This window comes from Photorhabdus sp. S10-54 (assembly GCF_963878145.1).
Taxonomy (GTDB): domain Bacteria; phylum Pseudomonadota; class Gammaproteobacteria; order Enterobacterales; family Enterobacteriaceae; genus Photorhabdus; species Photorhabdus kayaii.
Map to the genome: position 1 here is coordinate 1 of NZ_CAWNXG010000004.1, position 18,334 is coordinate 18,334.

Annotated in this window: 16 protein-coding genes and 2 pseudogenes; 5 read left to right on the top strand and 13 right to left on the bottom strand. The window is 41.6% G+C overall.

Annotated features, from left to right (window positions below; translation table 11 throughout):
- Positions 1–271 precede the first annotated feature (271 nt).
- Entirely contained in the window at positions 272–643 is a 372-nt protein-coding gene (locus AACQ83_RS03215; RefSeq protein WP_112876259.1) for a hypothetical protein, read from the bottom strand.
- 782 nt (positions 644–1,425) lie between these two features.
- On the opposite strand from AACQ83_RS03215, the pseudogene AACQ83_RS03220 reads away from it, so the two are divergent.
- Positions 1,426–1,719, top strand: a pseudogene (locus AACQ83_RS03220) (helix-turn-helix domain-containing protein); the annotation flags it as partial.
- Positions 1,720–1,809: 90 nt separating this feature from the next.
- Here the strand turns inward: AACQ83_RS03220 and yfcD are convergent.
- Positions 1,810–2,385: an NUDIX hydrolase YfcD gene (yfcD, locus tag AACQ83_RS03225; protein WP_112876260.1), complete on the bottom strand. Its 576-nt coding sequence runs from the start codon at positions 2,383–2,385 to the stop codon at positions 1,810–1,812.
- Between the two features lie 357 nt (positions 2,386–2,742).
- On the bottom strand, positions 2,743–4,620 hold the full coding sequence (locus AACQ83_RS03230; protein ID WP_112876261.1) for a lipase family protein: 1,878 nt from the start codon (positions 4,618–4,620) through the stop codon (positions 2,743–2,745).
- Positions 4,621–5,329: 709 nt separating this feature from the next.
- On the opposite strand from AACQ83_RS03230, the gene AACQ83_RS03235 reads away from it, so the two are divergent.
- The 4 genes from AACQ83_RS03235 to AACQ83_RS03250 all read left to right on the top strand — a co-directional run bounded on the left by AACQ83_RS03235 (position 5,330) and on the right by AACQ83_RS03250 (position 9,431).
- On the top strand, positions 5,330–5,740 hold the full coding sequence (locus tag AACQ83_RS03235; protein WP_112876262.1) for a type III secretion system chaperone: 411 nt from the start codon (positions 5,330–5,332) through the stop codon (positions 5,738–5,740).
- 68 nt (positions 5,741–5,808) lie between these two features.
- Positions 5,809–7,338, top strand: a complete 1,530-nt coding sequence (locus tag AACQ83_RS03240; protein ID WP_112876263.1) for a type III effector — start codon at positions 5,809–5,811, stop codon at positions 7,336–7,338.
- A 296-nt stretch (positions 7,339–7,634) separates the two neighbouring features.
- Positions 7,635–8,255 (top strand): GSH-dependent disulfide bond oxidoreductase, encoded by a 621-nt coding sequence (gene yfcG / locus AACQ83_RS03245; protein ID WP_112876264.1) that lies wholly within the window; start codon positions 7,635–7,637, stop codon positions 8,253–8,255.
- Positions 8,256–8,516: 261 nt separating this feature from the next.
- A complete protein-coding gene (locus AACQ83_RS03250) occupies positions 8,517–9,431 on the top strand; it encodes a TIGR01777 family oxidoreductase (RefSeq protein ID WP_112876265.1) in 915 nt (304 codons plus the stop codon).
- Between the two features lie 23 nt (positions 9,432–9,454).
- Here the strand turns inward: AACQ83_RS03250 and AACQ83_RS03255 are convergent.
- The 10 genes and pseudogenes from AACQ83_RS03255 to AACQ83_RS03300 all read right to left on the bottom strand — a co-directional run.
- A pseudogene (locus AACQ83_RS03255) lies at positions 9,455–9,643 on the bottom strand (zinc ribbon domain-containing protein); the annotation flags it as partial.
- A gap of 199 nt (positions 9,644–9,842) precedes the next feature.
- Positions 9,843–10,427 (bottom strand): UbiX family flavin prenyltransferase, encoded by a 585-nt coding sequence (locus AACQ83_RS03260; RefSeq protein ID WP_112876266.1) that lies wholly within the window; start codon positions 10,425–10,427, stop codon positions 9,843–9,845.
- A 46-nt stretch (positions 10,428–10,473) separates the two neighbouring features.
- Positions 10,474–11,991: an amidophosphoribosyltransferase gene (gene purF, locus AACQ83_RS03265; RefSeq protein ID WP_112876267.1), complete on the bottom strand. Its 1,518-nt coding sequence runs from the start codon at positions 11,989–11,991 to the stop codon at positions 10,474–10,476.
- Positions 11,992–12,005: 14 nt separating this feature from the next.
- Positions 12,006–12,512 carry a colicin V production protein gene (cvpA, locus tag AACQ83_RS03270; RefSeq protein ID WP_036778783.1) on the bottom strand — a complete coding sequence of 169 codons (507 nt, stop codon included), beginning with the start codon at positions 12,510–12,512 and terminating at the stop codon, positions 12,006–12,008.
- 201 nt (positions 12,513–12,713) lie between these two features.
- Positions 12,714–13,397: a cell division protein DedD gene (gene dedD / locus AACQ83_RS03275; RefSeq protein ID WP_112876268.1), complete on the bottom strand. Its 684-nt coding sequence runs from the start codon at positions 13,395–13,397 to the stop codon at positions 12,714–12,716.
- Complete coding sequence (gene folC, locus AACQ83_RS03280) at positions 13,387–14,685, bottom strand: bifunctional tetrahydrofolate synthase/dihydrofolate synthase (protein ID WP_112876269.1); 1,299 nt, start codon at positions 14,683–14,685, stop codon at positions 13,387–13,389. The genes dedD and folC overlap by 11 nt, the downstream gene beginning before the upstream one ends.
- Positions 14,678–15,622, bottom strand: a complete 945-nt coding sequence (gene accD, locus AACQ83_RS03285; protein WP_112876270.1) for an acetyl-CoA carboxylase, carboxyltransferase subunit beta — start codon at positions 15,620–15,622, stop codon at positions 14,678–14,680. The genes folC and accD overlap by 8 nt, the downstream gene beginning before the upstream one ends.
- 102 nt (positions 15,623–15,724) lie before the next feature.
- Positions 15,725–16,414, bottom strand: coding sequence for a DedA family protein (locus AACQ83_RS03290; RefSeq protein ID WP_112876271.1), 690 nt, complete (start codon positions 16,412–16,414; stop codon positions 15,725–15,727).
- 46 nt (positions 16,415–16,460) lie between these two features.
- The gene (gene truA / locus AACQ83_RS03295; RefSeq protein WP_192880973.1) at positions 16,461–17,255 is read right to left on the bottom strand and encodes a tRNA pseudouridine(38-40) synthase TruA; all 795 of its coding nucleotides are present in this window, start codon (positions 17,253–17,255) and stop codon (positions 16,461–16,463) included.
- Between the two features lie 41 nt (positions 17,256–17,296).
- Positions 17,297–18,307: an aspartate-semialdehyde dehydrogenase gene (locus AACQ83_RS03300; RefSeq protein WP_112876273.1), complete on the bottom strand. Its 1,011-nt coding sequence runs from the start codon at positions 18,305–18,307 to the stop codon at positions 17,297–17,299.
- Positions 18,308–18,334: the final 27 nt, after the last annotated feature.

Below are 18,334 nucleotides of genomic sequence, written 5' to 3' on the forward strand. Positions count from 1 at the left end.
CATCGACGCAGCAGTAAAGTTCTTCTAAATTAGACATGCCTGAGGAGCTCCACGATTTTGTTTTCTTTGACAAAAACTTTGATCGTGCCTCAGGCACTTAGTTCCCTTCTTAAGCAAATCTCAGGTTAAATACTAAAATAATGTGGAAATATATATACCAGCACACCACCATTTACAGCAATATTATGCTGTACAGTATTAACAACCACAAAAATAACAGTAAAAAGCACCGCTCGAATATAACCCATTACATATCCCCTCAGCTTAAAAATTACAATAAGCACGAAAATAGACATTGCGTAATAAATAGTTTCAAAATTAAATTGGTTGTTTCATCCTCTTTTTCTTTTTTTTCTTTTTGAACAATCATATATAGCTTGCTATCATTTATTAACAGGTCAAGCTCCTGTCTCTTCAGATTATCTATTTCATCTTGCAGGATTGCAATACCACCATCAACAGATAAGCAATTTGTACCTATCTCATAATTAACCGTTCTGATTAATTCATTGATTTCGAAAATGAAACGACTGCTGCTTCTAACATCATAAAGATATCTAAAATTAAGCCTGGATGATATCTCATGTAGTTCTTTAATTTTGAGCTCTAAATCATGCCAACTTTGTCTTGATGAACACACCATATTAAACCTCTAAACTCGTTATTTTTGACTCATACAATCCTCAAACAATGCGATAACCATTCCATGATCCTGTCCAAAAGAACGTTGTAAGCCCTGAACCTTAGAATGCTGATTATAAATTCCAATGGATGGCCGCTATATAAAAAGGCCGCCATCCACTGCTGAATCAGATAGCTGTGATTCAGTCCCACATGATCCTAATTCCTAACAACATCCAGTTTAACTCCAACCCAATTTATCGTTGATTTAAGACAAAATAGCCCCCTTGATTAGCTCCCTCATAACCAAATAACAACAGCTATTAAAGCACTCCAATATCGAGAAATGCTCTTACCATAGCGGATACCCAGATTATCTGGGCCATACAATATTTTTCACTACTTCTATCAAACCCATTAAACCATAACAATAGAGCAACAAATAGTCTTTTTTTCCCCCAATACTTAATTTCTTAAACACTAGCTATCATTAAAACCCAATATATTTCTTTAAATACTATCTATTATTCAAACCTAATAATCATATCCCCGTAGAGTTTTTACCCCTAAATAATCCGGTTATTTTCATTAACAAAATCAAGAGGTTTAAAATCTTCATGCTCTTTTTACTATTTAATGCGTTTTAAATTCATTGCCCTGCTATATGCTATTATTTTCTTCCTTACACGATTAGAGTTTCGTTTGAAATAACATTTTCCACATCGGCTTAATGCAAAAGTCAGCAATATCAGTCAGGCAATGTCTCTTATGTTCAGGCATAGTGCTCTCTAATTGGAGGATACAATTCACAATGATAAAACTGACGCCTACGTCAAACGATTCAATCAGGTATTTAATTATATTGAGCGCCATTTGGATGAGCCACTCACATTGGAACAACTGAGTGAAGTAGCAAATTTTTCGCGTTATCACTTTCACCGACAGTTTGCCAATTACTGCGGTATACCTGTAGGACGCTATATCCAATTAATGCGATTAAAGCGTGCTTCTTACCGTCTGGCATTCAATCCACTAGAAAAAATCATCGATATTGCGTTGGATGCAGGTTTTCAAAACCCAGAATCATTCAGCCGGGCCTAACACCAAGCATTAGAGGATGGCCGCCAGCCATCCTCTAGTTTTTCATCAATAAGAACGTAAAACCTCATTAATTTTTACTCAGATTAATTAAATAATTCTTTTTGGACTATTCTCATTTTTTTTATAAACAATAATTTCATCAAAATCGTTATTACGTGTCAGCCACAGAGAAAGTGCTTTCAGCGAATCAGGGGTAAATTCATCACAGCGAGCGGTTATCTCCTCCGGTGTCAACCAGCATACATCATCAATTTCCGCTTCCTGTAAAGCAAACGGACCATGACTGATGCAACTGAATAATGCACCACAAATACGGCAATCCTCTGCTTCATAATAAAAACTACCATGTTCTGCAAAAGGCACACCGGCAATACCTAACTCTTCTTCTGCTTCGCGACGGGCAGAATCCAGCATATTTTCACCCGCCATCACAACACCACCTGCGGTCGCGTCCAGCTTTCCCGGATAAAAATCTTTAGTTACTGTACGATGTTGAACCAAAATCTTTCCCATACCATTGTGAACGACAATATAAGTCGCACGGTGTCGTAAACGTTGGGCGCGCATTTGCCGACGCGTAGCCTGAGCAATGACTTCATTATTTTCATTAATGATATCAATCCACTCAACACTCACTACATTCTCTTGATTCTCTTGTTCCATCTTCAAAAACCTTTTTTTATTAGCAGAAAATTGCAAATCTACAAGATGTTTATTTTACTCAAAACAACCAAATCGATAGGGACTCTACGAAGTTATTCGTTTCGGACAACTCATGCAACTTTTTCGCTAAACTTGAAATAGAACTGCAACGAAACTGTAGTCCGATAAGATTTTTACTGGTAATGATAACAGGGTTAATAGCTTCATCTTATCAACCCTGCAAATTAGAAAAGAGAATCTCAACCATCATCCACCCAATATTCCTCATTATGGCGGCATTATTTTCTAGCGTTCTATTGTTTGGTTATAAATGCCAATTCACTAATCTTAATATTCAATTTATTCACCTTTATTTCATCATAACTCTTTCTCAATCCGTGTGGCAATATTGGTATAACGCGTTAAGGCCAAAATACCCCGTTTATCTTGTAGAGTATCAATAAGTGCTTGCTCTAACTGGTTATCCATATTCAAAAATAGTGTATTACGTTGCCGAATATCAGGAACAATATCACTCCTTTCATTCATTGTATTTTCAAATAATTTCTTCTGATCTTGATAAAAATAATATTTGTCTGGCACAAACAACTCTGCAATTCGATCTCCAATGTAATGAATATATTTAAGCATACGATGATCAGGCACCCCCAAGGCATATTTCAAAGTCGGGTTTGCATTACGTGGAAACCACTTATTCTTATCAGCGTCGCTTATCTGTTTAAAAAATTCTTTCTGAATCTCCAATGCCACCTTAATATTATCTTTCGTTTCATGATTCAATGACGGAATCAAATACAATTTTGCCATGACAGGTAATATTTCTGTGAGCCGTATAAGATCGTTTGAATCACTCTTTTTTAAAGTTTCAATAATAAGATCAGCTTTATAAAAATGAACTATTTCCCCATGATGTAAGAAAACTTCCTGACCTTTTGTCAGACCCAATAATTCAATGGTACTAAATAGATAACCTAATGGTCCCCAATAATTATAAAGCCAGTTATCCAAATCTTTTTCCGGAGGCATAGAGGGAATCAAATCATTTTCATTCACATGACGGTAATGTGTAATATCTTCCAATTCTTGTACCGCACTACGGGTTAATGTCCGCGGCATCCCATAACTATATAAACAAGGATGATATTTTTTCAGTTGGGCACTATGCAATAACCCTAAAGCGCCCCCCAAACTATGTCCACAAACAAATACGTTTCGGTTTTTAGCTAAATCAATAATTTTATCAAACATATTTTCATCAGAACCGGGAACTTTTAACTGACCAATAAGATTAAATGCCTCCCAAAATCCCCTATGAACTTTACCATTATTAATAAAACCACTGCATACACCATCTGGTTCACAACCCAATTTCAATGGTTGATACATAATATCAGTAATGGCGTCATCAACACTCGCCGTTCCCCGCCAGCTAACAATAATTTCCTGTTGATTAGCGACATAAAATAACTCCGTATCTCCTATCCCACTTTCACTCGCTTTTGAATCAATAAATACAACATCAGTATAACGTTCACTAAATGGCACATCATAAACAATGGGAGTACGCGATATTTTTTCCACCTTACTCGGTAATTGAGATATATCCAGCATTTGTCGGTTAAAAAAATGAGTAATAGAACCTGCTATATCAACATTATCATCAAAATATGACAGCAATCCCATTAATGCCAAATTATAAGCATTCACCAGGGAATAATCTTTCTGATGATGTAACAATAGTACCCATGCACGAAACGGACATACTTCCAAAACATACCGGCAGTTTGTTGAGAGAACCCGCAAACCTTTCGGTACCGAATCTGGGAAATGATAACGTGGCGGTTTCTCTTCTATCCATTTATCAATTACAGGCAAATCATCACTTATCTGTCCAATCGTCACATAACGGTATTGATGACCTTCCGTTTCTGCTTTTGGTTGGACAACTGATGCCCTAATACTGCGTTTTTCCCGTAATGGACGCTGTTCCATTTCATCAGCTAATGGTTGAGCACTGATATATAACGTTACCGCATCAGATGATAAGCTTTCTTCCCTAAGCAATCCTTGATTATTAGTCACACCTTTGCGTTCATCTCGCAACCTCCCGCTACTTATCAGACGATAAGGCATATTCACTAATGGATTACCTTGTTCATCAACTAATTGAAACTCCAACCAATTTTCTGTCATTTTTTGGCTATCAATAATGTCACGTGGACATAATTCGCTCATAATTATTATCTCCCTTTTTTTATTCTGGAATATTAATTAGACACTTATTATCAGGTCGATACACTAATAATAGTGGGAGAGAAAATTCATTCACTCAAGTCTGTAATTGTAATAAAATTCAACAAATGCAAAACGAATATAATTATGAAAAACACAAGGTAAAAAATAGCAAAAAAAATAACAATGCAGATCATTGATTTATTTAATTTCACAAACACTAGATCCACAAAAAATAAAAACCATAAATTTATCCCGACTGACACGGAATTATCATTGCCACAAAATTAAAAAAACAGTCTGATTTATATGAAAAAAATATTATCCATACAAACTATCATGATTAATCATTAAATTTTATTCTTAATGAATCAAATAATAAAAACTTTACGTTTATACCCAGTGCTCGCTAGCACCTGACTATCTTCTCAGTCTACGAGAACCAGAGGAAATCATAGCCAAATCGGGTATTGAGATTTATCATGCCACCTTATCTCGTTAGATTTAGTTTAGTTCTTCATAAAAACTATACCCTATGGATTTCAAGATGCATCACGACGGCAAGGGAGCACTTGCACTTCATTAACACAACAGAATCCATTGTCTGATTAATTTTTACAATATCATTGCCTGTTTTTGATAGACGATCCTGTGCTTCGGCCACATAATTTGGACAATATTTTACTATTAATTTTTTTGATGAGATTTATTTATGTCCAGGTTAGAAAAATTATGCGCAGATTTTGCCGCCCAAACCAATATTATGTTGAATCTCTCTACCGGCGCAGTGCAATTGAACATTGGCGATTATGGCCCTTGGTGGTTAGAAGTAGATTCAACGGGATCAATGCTGACTTTTCATCATACAGTAGCTTCGTTTGTTAATCATGATGCAGAATTTTGGCTCTCATTAAATAGTAATATAAATATACTTGGAGGAGCATGGCTCGCATTGCATCAGCCAACTCAAACTATTCGTCTCTGTTTACTTCAAGATATAGAGCGAATCGATGCGACTGATTTGGCTAATATTCTAGGAAATCTTCAAAGAATAAGAGCTGAACTCCCTTTTCCTGAAACTAAGCTTACCACCTCCGCTTCAGCCCACGATATTTTAGTTTGAGATATTTTTAAGATCGTGAATTAAAAAGTTTCATAGAAGAAAACACAATAAAATAATGGAGAAAAAGTATGCCAGATTTTTCAATACAGAGAGCTAATACCAGAATTGATATTCATCAAACTGAATTACATCAACCAACTGCAACAGATAAAACTTGCCATTGCTGCGAGCCATTATTAAATAATACCATTGATAATCCACTTACAGCACCAACCTCGGTTATTACAGGATGGAATGAAAAATCCGTCGTGACCAATAAACAAATTGAAGCTAATATTTCTCGTTTAGCCAGCGAAAGCACCGCTGCCCACAAAACGGTTGATTCTCTCTTATCCAACCTGGTGAAACTTTTCGTTCGAGCGGAGGGTAATGAATTAACCGCAATCACTAAAATGCTTAATGCTTATACCGGTGATAAACCCGGTTTTAGTATTGTCGGTCAGCTTGGCGCAGGTGGATTTACCCGAATCATTAGCGAAGCACGGCAGAATGGCGTCAGATCTGATAGGGCTGATACAGAACCGCTAACATTGAGGGAAAAAGCCACTGCTTATTATGATCTCACCAACTCAGCTTATTTCCGCGATACTCTGGAGAAAGTTTATTCATCACCTGAATTGAAATCAGAATTCAAGGATATAATTGATATTGGTTACTTGGAAAGTAAAAACTTTGCACCTGCCCGTGGTTCCACTAAGGAAAAGCCCTTACCTGATCAATTGAATCTCTACACTTTTAAAAATGAAAATAAATTTAATGCCTCTGAAAATCCCGAATTATATCAGGTAACTAAACAGAAAGACGGGCAAGAAGTTATCAGTAACCCGGCTCTAGCTGGCAATAGCCTTACAGAAGTCCAGAGAGATTTCAGAACAGCAGCGCCTGATAAGGATAGTGTCTGGTCAACCGCCGCTTCACTTGAGGCCGATAATCGTTTGACCAACCGAGAGTTGGCATTTGCCAGTTTAAATCCTCGCAACCGGCTGGATAGAACTGACTATCAATTTGGTCAGTCAGAACCTATCAAAGCACATCAAGAATTAGCTAAGGAAAACATTATCATACAACGTGGCAATGGCTTTTCTGTCTGGAATGTGAAAGAAAATACAGGATTTTCCAAGGATGCAGCTTTACACAATTTGCCAACTGTCGCTGCACCTTCCGGTACTACGGACCGTTTTATTACTGCGGCCAGGTTGTTGAGTGCGGGCCTGAAAAATGATCTTGCTTTAGGTGCGCCTACTAACGGGGAATCACCAGAGCAATCAATTCAACGTGGAGAGCGGGAAATGAAAGAACTCACTCGATGGCTGGCAACAGGTTATCTGGTTGATGATAATCATCATTCTATGATTGAAGTTAATTTAGGTGCGGCTAACCACGGTTTAGCGCCTCAGTGGGGATTGAATCTCTATACCGAACCTTTCTCCTCTCCTATACATGCCAAAGGATTTAGCATATCCAGCCAGGAAATATTGGCACAATTAGAAGGCCGCGATGATGTCCACACAGATTACTCTACTTTCAAAAAAGATCTGTACGGCGGAAGTCGAGCAACAGTTAACGCGGATGGCAGTATAAAAACAAGCGCTAGATAAATACGCTTTTCTCCAGAAGAAAAGCTGATCAATTTCTTTTATCAATAGATCTTCCTGTCGTACTGCTCAGGAAGATCATTACTCAGGCTCTATTGCGTTAACAAATCAACACCGCTACAACATGCAGGCCAGTTAATATAGCAGGGAATGAAAAGACATATCAAAGAAACTAGGGCGACAACTTACTCACTGTAAATGATCGTCGCTCTTAGGCCAGGAAGAGTATCAGCGTATCTTACACACTACACAAATCAATGATAATGTGTCATACAATTACACGTTCCACTGGAGGTTCCATGATCGATCTGTATTATGCTCCAACGCCAAACGGCCATAAAATCACACTCTTCCTGGAAGAAGCTGGCCTTCCCTATAATATTCATCGAATTGATATTAGCGCAGGAGATCAATTCAAACCTGAATTTCTTGCCATTTCGCCCAATAATAAGATTCCCGCTATTGTTGATCAGCAACCAATCGATGGTGGTAAACCTATCGCTATTTTTGAATCTGGCGCCATTCTTACTTATCTGGCAGAAAAAACGGGCAAGTTACTCAGCAAAGATATGCGTGAGCGTGTTCAAAGCCTGCAATGGCTGTTTTGGCAGATCGGTGGCTTTGGCCCGATGCTAGGACAAAATCACCATTTTAGTCATTTCGCGCCGGAAAAAGTCCCTTACGCGATTAATCGTTATCAGGAAGAGACAAAGCGCTTGTATCAAGTCCTGAATACCCAATTGGAAAAAACACCCTATCTGGGCGGTCAGGAATACAGTATTGCTGATATCTCAACTTATCCGTGGGTTCGTGCTTATGAACGTCAGAATATTGATCTGAATGATTATCCGGCAGTGAAAAAATGGTTTGACACTATCAGTCAGCGCCCCGCCACTCAAATTGCCTATAGCAAAGCTTAATATCTGTCTGCGGGGTAACTATTTCCCCGCAAAACTTGATCAGGCTGACAGATAGCTATATCTTTAACCACCAGCCCTTATATCTCTGCAATATGCTATATACCCTATGGATTTCAAGATGCATCGCGACGGCAAGGGAGCGAATCCCCGGGAGCATAGCAAACTATGTGACCGGGGTGAGCAAGCGCAGCCAACAAAGAGGCAACTTGAAAGATAACGGGTATAGTTCTTATATCAACAACTTAGGTTATAGGAGTGGTTATGCGTATTTTAATCACTGGAGGAACAGGTTTGATTGGTAGCCGTCTGGTTTGCCAACTTCTTTCCCTATCCCATTCCATTACTATTCTAAGCCGCTCACCTCAAAAAGTTTATTCTCTATTCAGCAATCAAGCTGAATGCTGGACCAGCCTGAAAGATAAAACCGATCTCAACGATTTTGATGCCGTAATCAATCTTGCTGGCGAGCCCATAGCAAACAAACTATGGACTTCAACGCAAAAAGAGAAGCTGTGCCAGAGTCGCTGGACATTAACAGAGCAACTCAGCAAGCTCATTAATGCCAGCCAGACACCACCAGAAGTCTTTATTTCCGGCTCTGCGGTAGGCTATTACGGGGATCAGAATCAAACAATTGTCACAGAGCATGAGCCACCTCATGATGAATTTACTCATCAGCTCTGTAAGCAGTGGGAACAACTTGCATTACAGGCAGCCAGTAATAAAACCCGCGTTTGTCTTTTACGTACTGGTGTTGTACTGGCAAAAAACGGCGGAGCACTGAAAAAAATGCTTCCCTTGTTCCGTCTTGGGCTTGGTGGCCCGATGGGGAGCGGAAAACAGTATCTGCCCTGGATTCATATTGACGATATGGTGAATGGTATCTATTACCTGTTAATGACACCTGGTTTGAGTGGTCCTTTTAATATGACCGCCCCTTATCCAGTACATAATGATCAATTTGCCGCAACACTGGGAGAAGTATTGCATCGTCCTACTATTATCCGAACACCTACTTTTGTGCTGAAATTACTGATGGGAGAAGCTGCGGCACTGGTACTGGGCGGACAACAGGCAATACCGCATAACTTGGAACAAGCGGGTTTTGGCTTCCGCTATTTTCAGCTAAAAGAGGCATTTCAAGACTTACTAGACAGTGACTGCTCCCCGCCGTAAAAAACGGCGAGGCTTCCCACTTCTCAGGCCGCAACCGTCTTTATGACGGATTTACGCTGGCCTCCGTGGGCAGAAACGACGAGTCCCGCCGCCTGTAATTCCAGTATGCCCTTGCGCTGGATGTTGATCGCCGCATTGATATCGCGGTCATGTTCGACATGAAAAACCGGGCATTGCCAGATCCGCTTATGCAGCGGCATTTCCGGCTCTTTGGGGGTGGGGTAGATGCGGACTTTGGTCGCTCTTAACATATTCAGCGCTCATTGATAAAGAGCATTCATTTTAGCCTGTTTTACAGTTTTACAGGCAGATATCAATTCAGTCAGGATACGTCGCAGTAGCCAGCCCTAAAACCCTTTGGGCTTTTCGCCTTATATACACGCACTGGGCAAGGGTTTACGGCGGTTTTTGCTAAATCTCAACGCTTTTAGCCCCTTGCCAGCGGGTAAATAGATCATAAGGTAGCTCGATATCAAACTGATCAAGCACTCGGTTAACCGTCTGGTCAATAATATCCTGAATCTGTTGAGGCTGATGATAAAATGCAGGCACAGGCGGCATAATCACCGCGCCAATTTCTGCCGCTTGAGTCATCAGCCTGAGATGCCCCAAATGCAATGGCGTTTCCCTCACCCCAAGCACTAACTTACGACTTTCTTTCAATACAACATCTGCCGCTCTGGTTACTAATCCATCAGTATAACTGTGGACAATACCTGAAAGGGTTTTCATTGAGCATGGTAGAATTACCATGCCCGAAGTTTTGAATGAACCTGAAGAGATGACAGCAGCGATATCTCTGTTGTCATATACAACATCAGCCAGCGCCTGCACATCCCGTAAACTATAATCTGTTTCAAGTGCCAGTGTCTGGCGAGCAGAATGACTGATAACCAGATGTGTTTCTACCCCTTCAACTGGTTGTAAAACTTGCAGTAGCCTTATACCATAAATGGCCCCACTTGCTCCTGTAAGCCCTACTATTAATCTTTTCATTCTTTCCTCATACAAACACTGAACAACTATTTAAACCCGAAATTCATCAACCTTCATTATAGATATCCAGATTTTCAATTTCATTCTGATTATTCAGTTTTACTTCATCGTCTTTACGCAGATTCTCCAGATAATAGAGATAAGTCTGGTCAACGTCTTTGGTAACATAAACGCCATTGAATACTGAACTCTCAAACCCATCAACATCCGGGTTTTCTTCACGAACAGCGTCGATCAGATCGGTTAAATCCTGAAATATCAATGCATCTACACCAATAAGTTGGCGAATTTCATCCACTTCACGCCCATGAGCAATCAGTTCATTTGCATTGGGCATATCAATGCCATAAACATTCGGGAAACGTACTTCCGGTGCTGCCGAAGCAAGATAAACTTTCTTCGCGCCGGCTTCACGAGCCATATCAACAATCTGTTCTGACGTTGTACCACGCACAATAGAGTCATCTACCAATAGCACATTTTTATCACGGAATTCTGCTCGATTAGCATTCAGTTTACGGCGGACTGATTTCCGGCGTTCCTGTTGCCCAGGCATGATAAATGTCCGACCAACATAACGGTTTTTCACAAATCCCTGACGATAGGGTTTACCGAGTATGCGCGCAATTTCTAGCGCAACATCGCAAGATGTTTCGGGGATTGGAATAACCACATCAATATGTAAGTCTTCCCATTCGCGGGCAATTTTCGCCCCTAGCTTATGCCCCATCCGTATGCGGGCGTTATAAACCGAAATTTTATCAATAAAGGAATCTGGGCGAGCCAAATAGACAAATTCAAATAAACAGGGGGTCAGAGAAGGATTTTCAGCACATTGACGAGTAAATAACTGACCTTGTTCAGTAATATAAATCGCTTCACCTGATGCAACATCCCGCAGGAATTCAAAGCCTAGCGTATCCAATGCAACGCTTTCAGAAGCGACCATATACTCATTACGGCCATCATCCAAAGTACGCTTACCTAAAACCAACGGACGAATACCATGCGGATCACGGAAAGCAACTAACCCATGACCAATAATCATCGCAATGCAGGCATAAGCACCACTCACCTGTTTATGCATTGCCGCTACTGCCGCAAAAATATTGTCAGGCTCCAATGGATAATGCTGGAAACAATCCAGTTCACTCGCAAAAACATTAAGCAAAATCTCAGAATCTGACGTGGTATTCACATGGCGACGGGCATTCTCAAATAACTTTTTCTTCAACTCATGAGCATTCGTCAAATTACCATTGTGTGTCAATGTAATACCAAATGGAGAGTTCACATAAAACGGTTGAGCTTCCGATGCACTGGAACTGCCCGCTGTCGGGTAGCGAACATGACCAATCCCAATCGTTCCCTGTAAACGCAGCATATGCCGGGCTTCAAATACGTCTCTCACTAAGCCATTGGCTTTGCGTAAACGAAACCCATTGTTACCATCAATAGTGGCAATGCCCGCAGCATCTTGCCCACGGTGCTGAAGCACCGTCAACGCATCATAAATCGACTGGTTAACCGGTGTAAAACCGACGATACCAACAATACCGCACATGTAGTTCTTCCTCATCAGCCAAACGGAGAGGTATATTTCTCCGGCAAGAAACTTGACGCATTTTGCAGGTAGTCAAAGAACCACCTTATGATATGACTGAACTGTGGGATCAATTGTGACTGTTTCCAATCCTCACTTCGAGCCAATGGTGTAAATGTATCCAGAAAAAACAGAATAGCAGCGACAATCAGCACACCACGCAATGCCCCAAAGCAGACCCCTAGTACTCGATCAGTACCTGACAATCCAGTCCGTTGCACAAGAGAACCTATCACATAGTTCACCACGGAACCGACAATCAAAGTAGCAATAAACAGCAACGCAATAGCAATCCCGTTACGTACCAATTCATCTTCAAAACGGGTGAAATAGACCGCTAAGTAAGTATAAAAATGGCTTGCCACAAAGAAAGCACATCCCCAGGTGACCAGTGATAATGCCTCACGAATAAACCCACGAATCAGGCTAACTAATGCCGAGAAGCCAATAATGGCGATAATAACGTAATCAATCCAAACCATGTTTTAATTCCAAAATAGACACCTCGGCATCCGTTTCAGGTGCATTCTAACAGAAAACGAAAACGTTTGCGTAGCAGATTTCCTATCCTACTGAAAATAATTAAGGCGACGAATTTGAATAATCATCATCGCCGCAGTCACTTAATATTTACTTCTTCATGATAGTTGTCCTATTCGTCACATAGGCATCACCCACTTTTATTACGGCCTGTAACTCCTTACCTGCCCTTGTAATCCAGTCAAACTTTTCAATTCTGATAATGCCGAGTCAAGTTGTTGCTTAGAAGCGTTCGGACCGACATATATTCTCGTTAATTGCCCCTGAACCGGAGATGAAGGAACCGTATAAACCTGATAACCAGACAAACGTAGTCTGGCAACGATTTCATCTACCTTTCCGGCATTTTTCAAAGCACCCAGTTGTACGATATAAGCCTGCCCTTGCGGGGCTGTTTCAACCGGTTTAACTTCAGGTTTCGGATCTGACTTAATGTCTGGTTTAGGTTTAAGCGCCGGTGCCAGCGGCTTAGTATCTGGTTTTGGTTCAAGCTTAATCTGTGGTTGAGGCTTCACTTCTGGCTGAACAGCAGGAGGGACTATCGGCGCAGGTTGAGGATTGGTAACCAATGGTATTTCCGGCTGCTCCAGTGTTTCTGGCTGCAATGCCTCTGTCTCATCTTCCAGAGGCACTGATAATATTGGTGGATTAAGAGGAGGTATAGAGTCAATTTCTTGCTCATCCCCTGGCTTTGGAACCAAGGGAATTGATGCAAATTTATCTTCGTTATATTTCTTGTTGCCGTCTAACAACGCAGGCAGCACAATGACACCCAATGCTACCAATACAATTGTACCAACCAAACGATTCTGAAATTTACTTGCCACTTCCTTTCTCCCTGTCCAGAGCCTCCATAACATGCGCTACCGTGTGGAATGAGCCACAAACGACAACAATATCTTGCTCATCAGCATCAGCCATCGCCTGATGCCAAGCACTTTCCACATCAGTAAATACCTGTGGCTGTCCAAGATGCTGAGCCAGTGTCTGTGCATCTGCACCACGCTGTTCAGTCAATGGAGCGCAATACCACTCATTTATTTGCTGTGACAGGCAAGTCAGTGTACCGGCAATATCTTTATCACCTAGCATACCCACTACACCAAGGATTCTACTGCCCGGCTGACGGGGCAACTGAGCCAATTTCTGTACCAGATAAGCCGCTGCATGGGGATTATGAGCCACATCCAAGATCAACAATGGATTTTCACGAACTATCTGGAAACGCCCAGGTAACTGCGCATTCTGCAACCCTTGATGGATTGCACTCTCATTAATAGCTCGACTGACTTTATCATCTTGTCGTAACAGGCAACAAATAACACCCATCGCCGTTGCGGCATTCATCAGAGGAACATTTGGCAAAGGTAGGTTGCTAAACAGCCTATCATCAGATTGCCAGTGCCAGTTTTTATCCTGTTGAGAGAAACGCCAATCAATGCCACAACGGAACAACTCGGCACCTAATTCACCCGCAACTTCCGCAATAGAAGATGGCATATCCTGCTCACCAACCACGGCAAAGCGATCTTTACGGAAAACCCCTGCTTTCTCACGACCAATATGTTCGCGATCAGCACCCAACCAATCAATATGATCAATTGCAATACTGGTAATAGCGGCAATATCGGCGTCCACAACATTTGTCGCATCCAGTCGCCCACCTAAGCCTACTTCTAAGATGACCACATCCAGACAAGCTTGTTTAAACAGTTGCAAAGCCGTTAATGTGCCATATTCAAAATAAGTCAGCGAAATATCACCGCGACGAGATTCAATATCCGCAAATACACGACAGAATTCCTGTTCAGGTAATTCTTTACCCTGAATACGAACTCTTTCGGTATAACGTACAAGATGCGGAGAGCTGTAAACACCCACTCTCAGCCCAGCCGCCAACAGAATAGATTCTATCGTGCAACAGGTAGTACCTTTACCATTAGTACCGGATACGGTTATCACCTTAGGTGCAGGATTAACCAACGCCAAAGTTCGGGCAAGTTTCCCCACACGCTCAAGCCCCATATCAATGGCCGTAGTATGCAGGTTCCCAAGGTAGGAAAGCCACGTCATCAATGGCGACGTGGTTTGAGGAATGTGTAAAGTGTCAGACATCTTCTTTATTGGTACTTATTTGAATATCCACCTCAACATCAGCGGGTTCTGCCACTAATTCAGCAACAATTGGCTTAATACCTGGCTGCGACTGATGGGTTAGTTTAGAAAGTAAACTGGCAAGTGTGTCACGCATTTCAGGGCGACGAACAATCATGTCAATCGCTCCCTTTTCCAGCAAAAACTCACTACGCTGGAAACCGGACGGTAATTTTTCACGAACGGTCTGCTCAATAACTCGTGGTCCGGCAAAACCAATCAATGCTTTTGGTTCAGCAATATTGATATCACCCAACATCGCCAGACTTGCTGAAACACCGCCCATTGTCGGATCGGTCATGATAGAGATATAAGGCAAACCACGTTCTTGCATTTTTGCTAAAGCAGCACTGGTTTTCGCCATCTGCATCAGTGACATCAACGCTTCTTGCATACGAGCGCCACCACTGGCAGAAAAACAAATCAGAGGACAATTGTCTGCCAATGCCTGTTCTACGGCACAGACAAAACGGGCACCAACAACCGAAGCCATAGAACCGCCCATAAATGCAAATTCAAAAGCAGCAGCAACAACTGGCATACCACTCAGGGTACCTTTCATTACGACTAACGCATCTTTTTCTTGGGTTTGCTTCTGCGCCGCTGATATACGATCTTTATACTTTTTGGAATCGCGGAATTTAAGAATATCTTTTGGCTCTAATTCCCCCCCTAATTCCGTCGTTGCTCCTTTATCAAGGAATGTAGCCAATCGGGTACGCGCCGAAATACGCATGTGATGATCACATTTAGGGCAAACCTCAAGATTGCGCTCTAGCTCAGCACGGTAGAGCACCTGACTGCAACTATCACATTTAGTCCAAACCCCTTCAGGGATATTCGCTTTACGCGTTTGGGTAATGTTGCTTTTATTAAGAATTTTTTCAATCCAGCTCATTGAATGATCTTTCCGTCTGAATCTGGCTTATGCCAGTTTTGTTATTGTGTGCCATTAAACCACAATGCTATTACAGTGTGGATAAAAAACTGCTCAAACCTGTTACCGGTTATCACTCTTCTGCTTCATCACCGTACGACGATGACGCCAGATTTCAATCACTCCGGGCAGGATTGAAATAAAGATGATAGCGACAATCAACAGTTTCAAATTCTGTTGTACCATTGGCATATCACCGAATATATAACCAGAATAGGTGAATAACAGTACCCAAACTAGTGCGCCAATCACGTTATAAGCAGCAAAACGACGATAAGACATTTTCCCCATACCTGCAACGAATGGTGCAAATGTTCTGATAATTGGTACAAATCGCGCCAAAATAATTGCCTTACCACCATGTTTTTCATAAAACTCATGTGTTTTATCTAAATAACTGCGGCGGAAAATTTTTGAATTTGGATTAGTAAATAACCTTTCGCCAAAGATGCGACCAATAGCATAGTTCACCGCATCACCAATAATAGCCGCAATAATCATCAATACCACCATGATATGCACATTCAGATCATTTGAGCCCAGAGCCGCTAAAGCGCCGGCAACAAATAACAGCGAATCCCCCGGCAAAAACGGAGTAATCACTAACCCTGTTTCACAAAATAAAATCAGAAACAGAATGCCATATACCCAATCACCATATTGTGCGACCAGTTCGGCTAAATGAATGTCAATATGGAGAATGAAATCAATAATAAATTTAGCAAAATCAAAAAAATGAGTCAGAAATTCCATAATATTCCCCGCTATGCCAAAACATCCGTGTCGGAAACTAGAAATGTTAAATCAGATCATCTGCCAAAAACAGAGGCCCCATAACCGCTCTCGGCAAATCAAATTGCGCCGGATAATCAACAGCAACCAGATACAACCCTGCTGCTTTTGCCGTCGCAGCGGCTTTCGTCCGATCTTGTAAAGCAAGCAACTGGGCCATCCAGTTAATATCCTGATTCCCACAACCAATTTCCATCAGACTACCCGCAATATTACGCACCATATGATGCACAAAAGCATTGGCTTTAATATCTATGACGACGTAATGTCCGTAACGATTGACATTAATATGCATCACATTACGCCAAGGCGTTTTAGATTGGCATTGAACTGCACGGAAAGAGGTAAAATCATTTTCCCCTAATAAACATTGCGCAGCCTGGTGCATCAGCTTTTCATCCAGTGGATAGTGAAAATGGGTCACGCCATTGGCCAGCACTGCCGGACGATAACGATGATTAAAAATAATGTAACGATATCGCCGGGCAGTTGCACTAAAACGGGCATGGAAACCCTCATCCACGGTTTTCACCCAACGAACAGCAATATCTGGTGGTAAATGTACGTTCACGCCCATTGTCCACGCCGCATCCTTGCGCTGAACAGACGTTTCAAAATGCACAACCTGCCCTGTTGCATGTACTCCAGCATCGGTCCGACCAGCACAAAATACTGATATGGGTTCATCGGCGACTTTTGATAGTGCTTCCTCAAGGCATCCCTGAACACTTTTTACTTCCTGCTGACGCTGCCAGCCATAATATCGGCTGCCATCGTACTCAATTCCCAATGCAATTTTCATCTTTGAACCCGGCACAGATTCTGTTTGTTCTGTACCGAACATCAGTAAAATTGCTCCTGAATCAGTTTTTCCGCTGTCTCAACAGCCATTAATGCACCACCAAACCGGATGTTATCGGCCACAGACCAAAATTGTAATACTTCCGGCATACCATAATCGTGGCGCAGACAACCAATGCTCAATGCATCATTACCCGATGCTTCTGTCACTGGCGTTGGATAATCATCGTCATCTGAAACGTTAATATCAATCATCCGCTCTAATTCTTCTCGTGCTTCTTCCACCCCAACCGGACGCAATGTTTCCAAATGGACTACTTGAGCATTGCCATAAAAAACGGAAGACTGAACGCAACTCACTGAAATGGGTAGTCCTTCATCCTGTAAAATTTTGCGTATTTGATCCACAAGACGGCGCTCTTCACGCACAGAACCTTCAACATCTGTTGGCAACGGCAAAAGATTAAATGCCAGTTGTTTACTAAAACGACCTGGCTCCGGTGGGATGCCATTAAGCAAACGAGCGCTCTGTCCGGCTAATTCATCAACTGCCGCTTTGCCGTGAACAGAAACAGAGAACAGATTAGTCAAATGCAAACGTGCAATTCCAGCCGCATCCACCAGCGGTTTAATGGCTGTCAGTACCTGACTGGTCATACTATCTGCCAAGGCAATAATATTTCGGTTACGATAATCCGCTAAAACATGAGGATTCACCCCCGGAACAACTAAAGGTACATCCGGTTCCATAGCAAATAACCCACTGCTATCAATCACCAGGCAACCTTCTTCTGTCGCTTTTTCAACATATTGTTCTGTGGCTTCCAATCCAGCCACGAAAAAAGCGAGTTGTACCTGTGACCAGTCAAAATCAGCAGCATCACCAACAACAAAATTTTTACCATTAAAACGCAGGCTTTCACCGGCACAGCGCTCACTGGCGAGAGGATACAATTCACCAACGGGAAACTGACGCTCTTGTAATAACGCCAATATCGCTTCACCTACTGCCCCTGTGGCACCCAATAGGGCAATATTCCAACCTTCTGACATGTTGGTTTTCTCCATCTATCTTTCTGA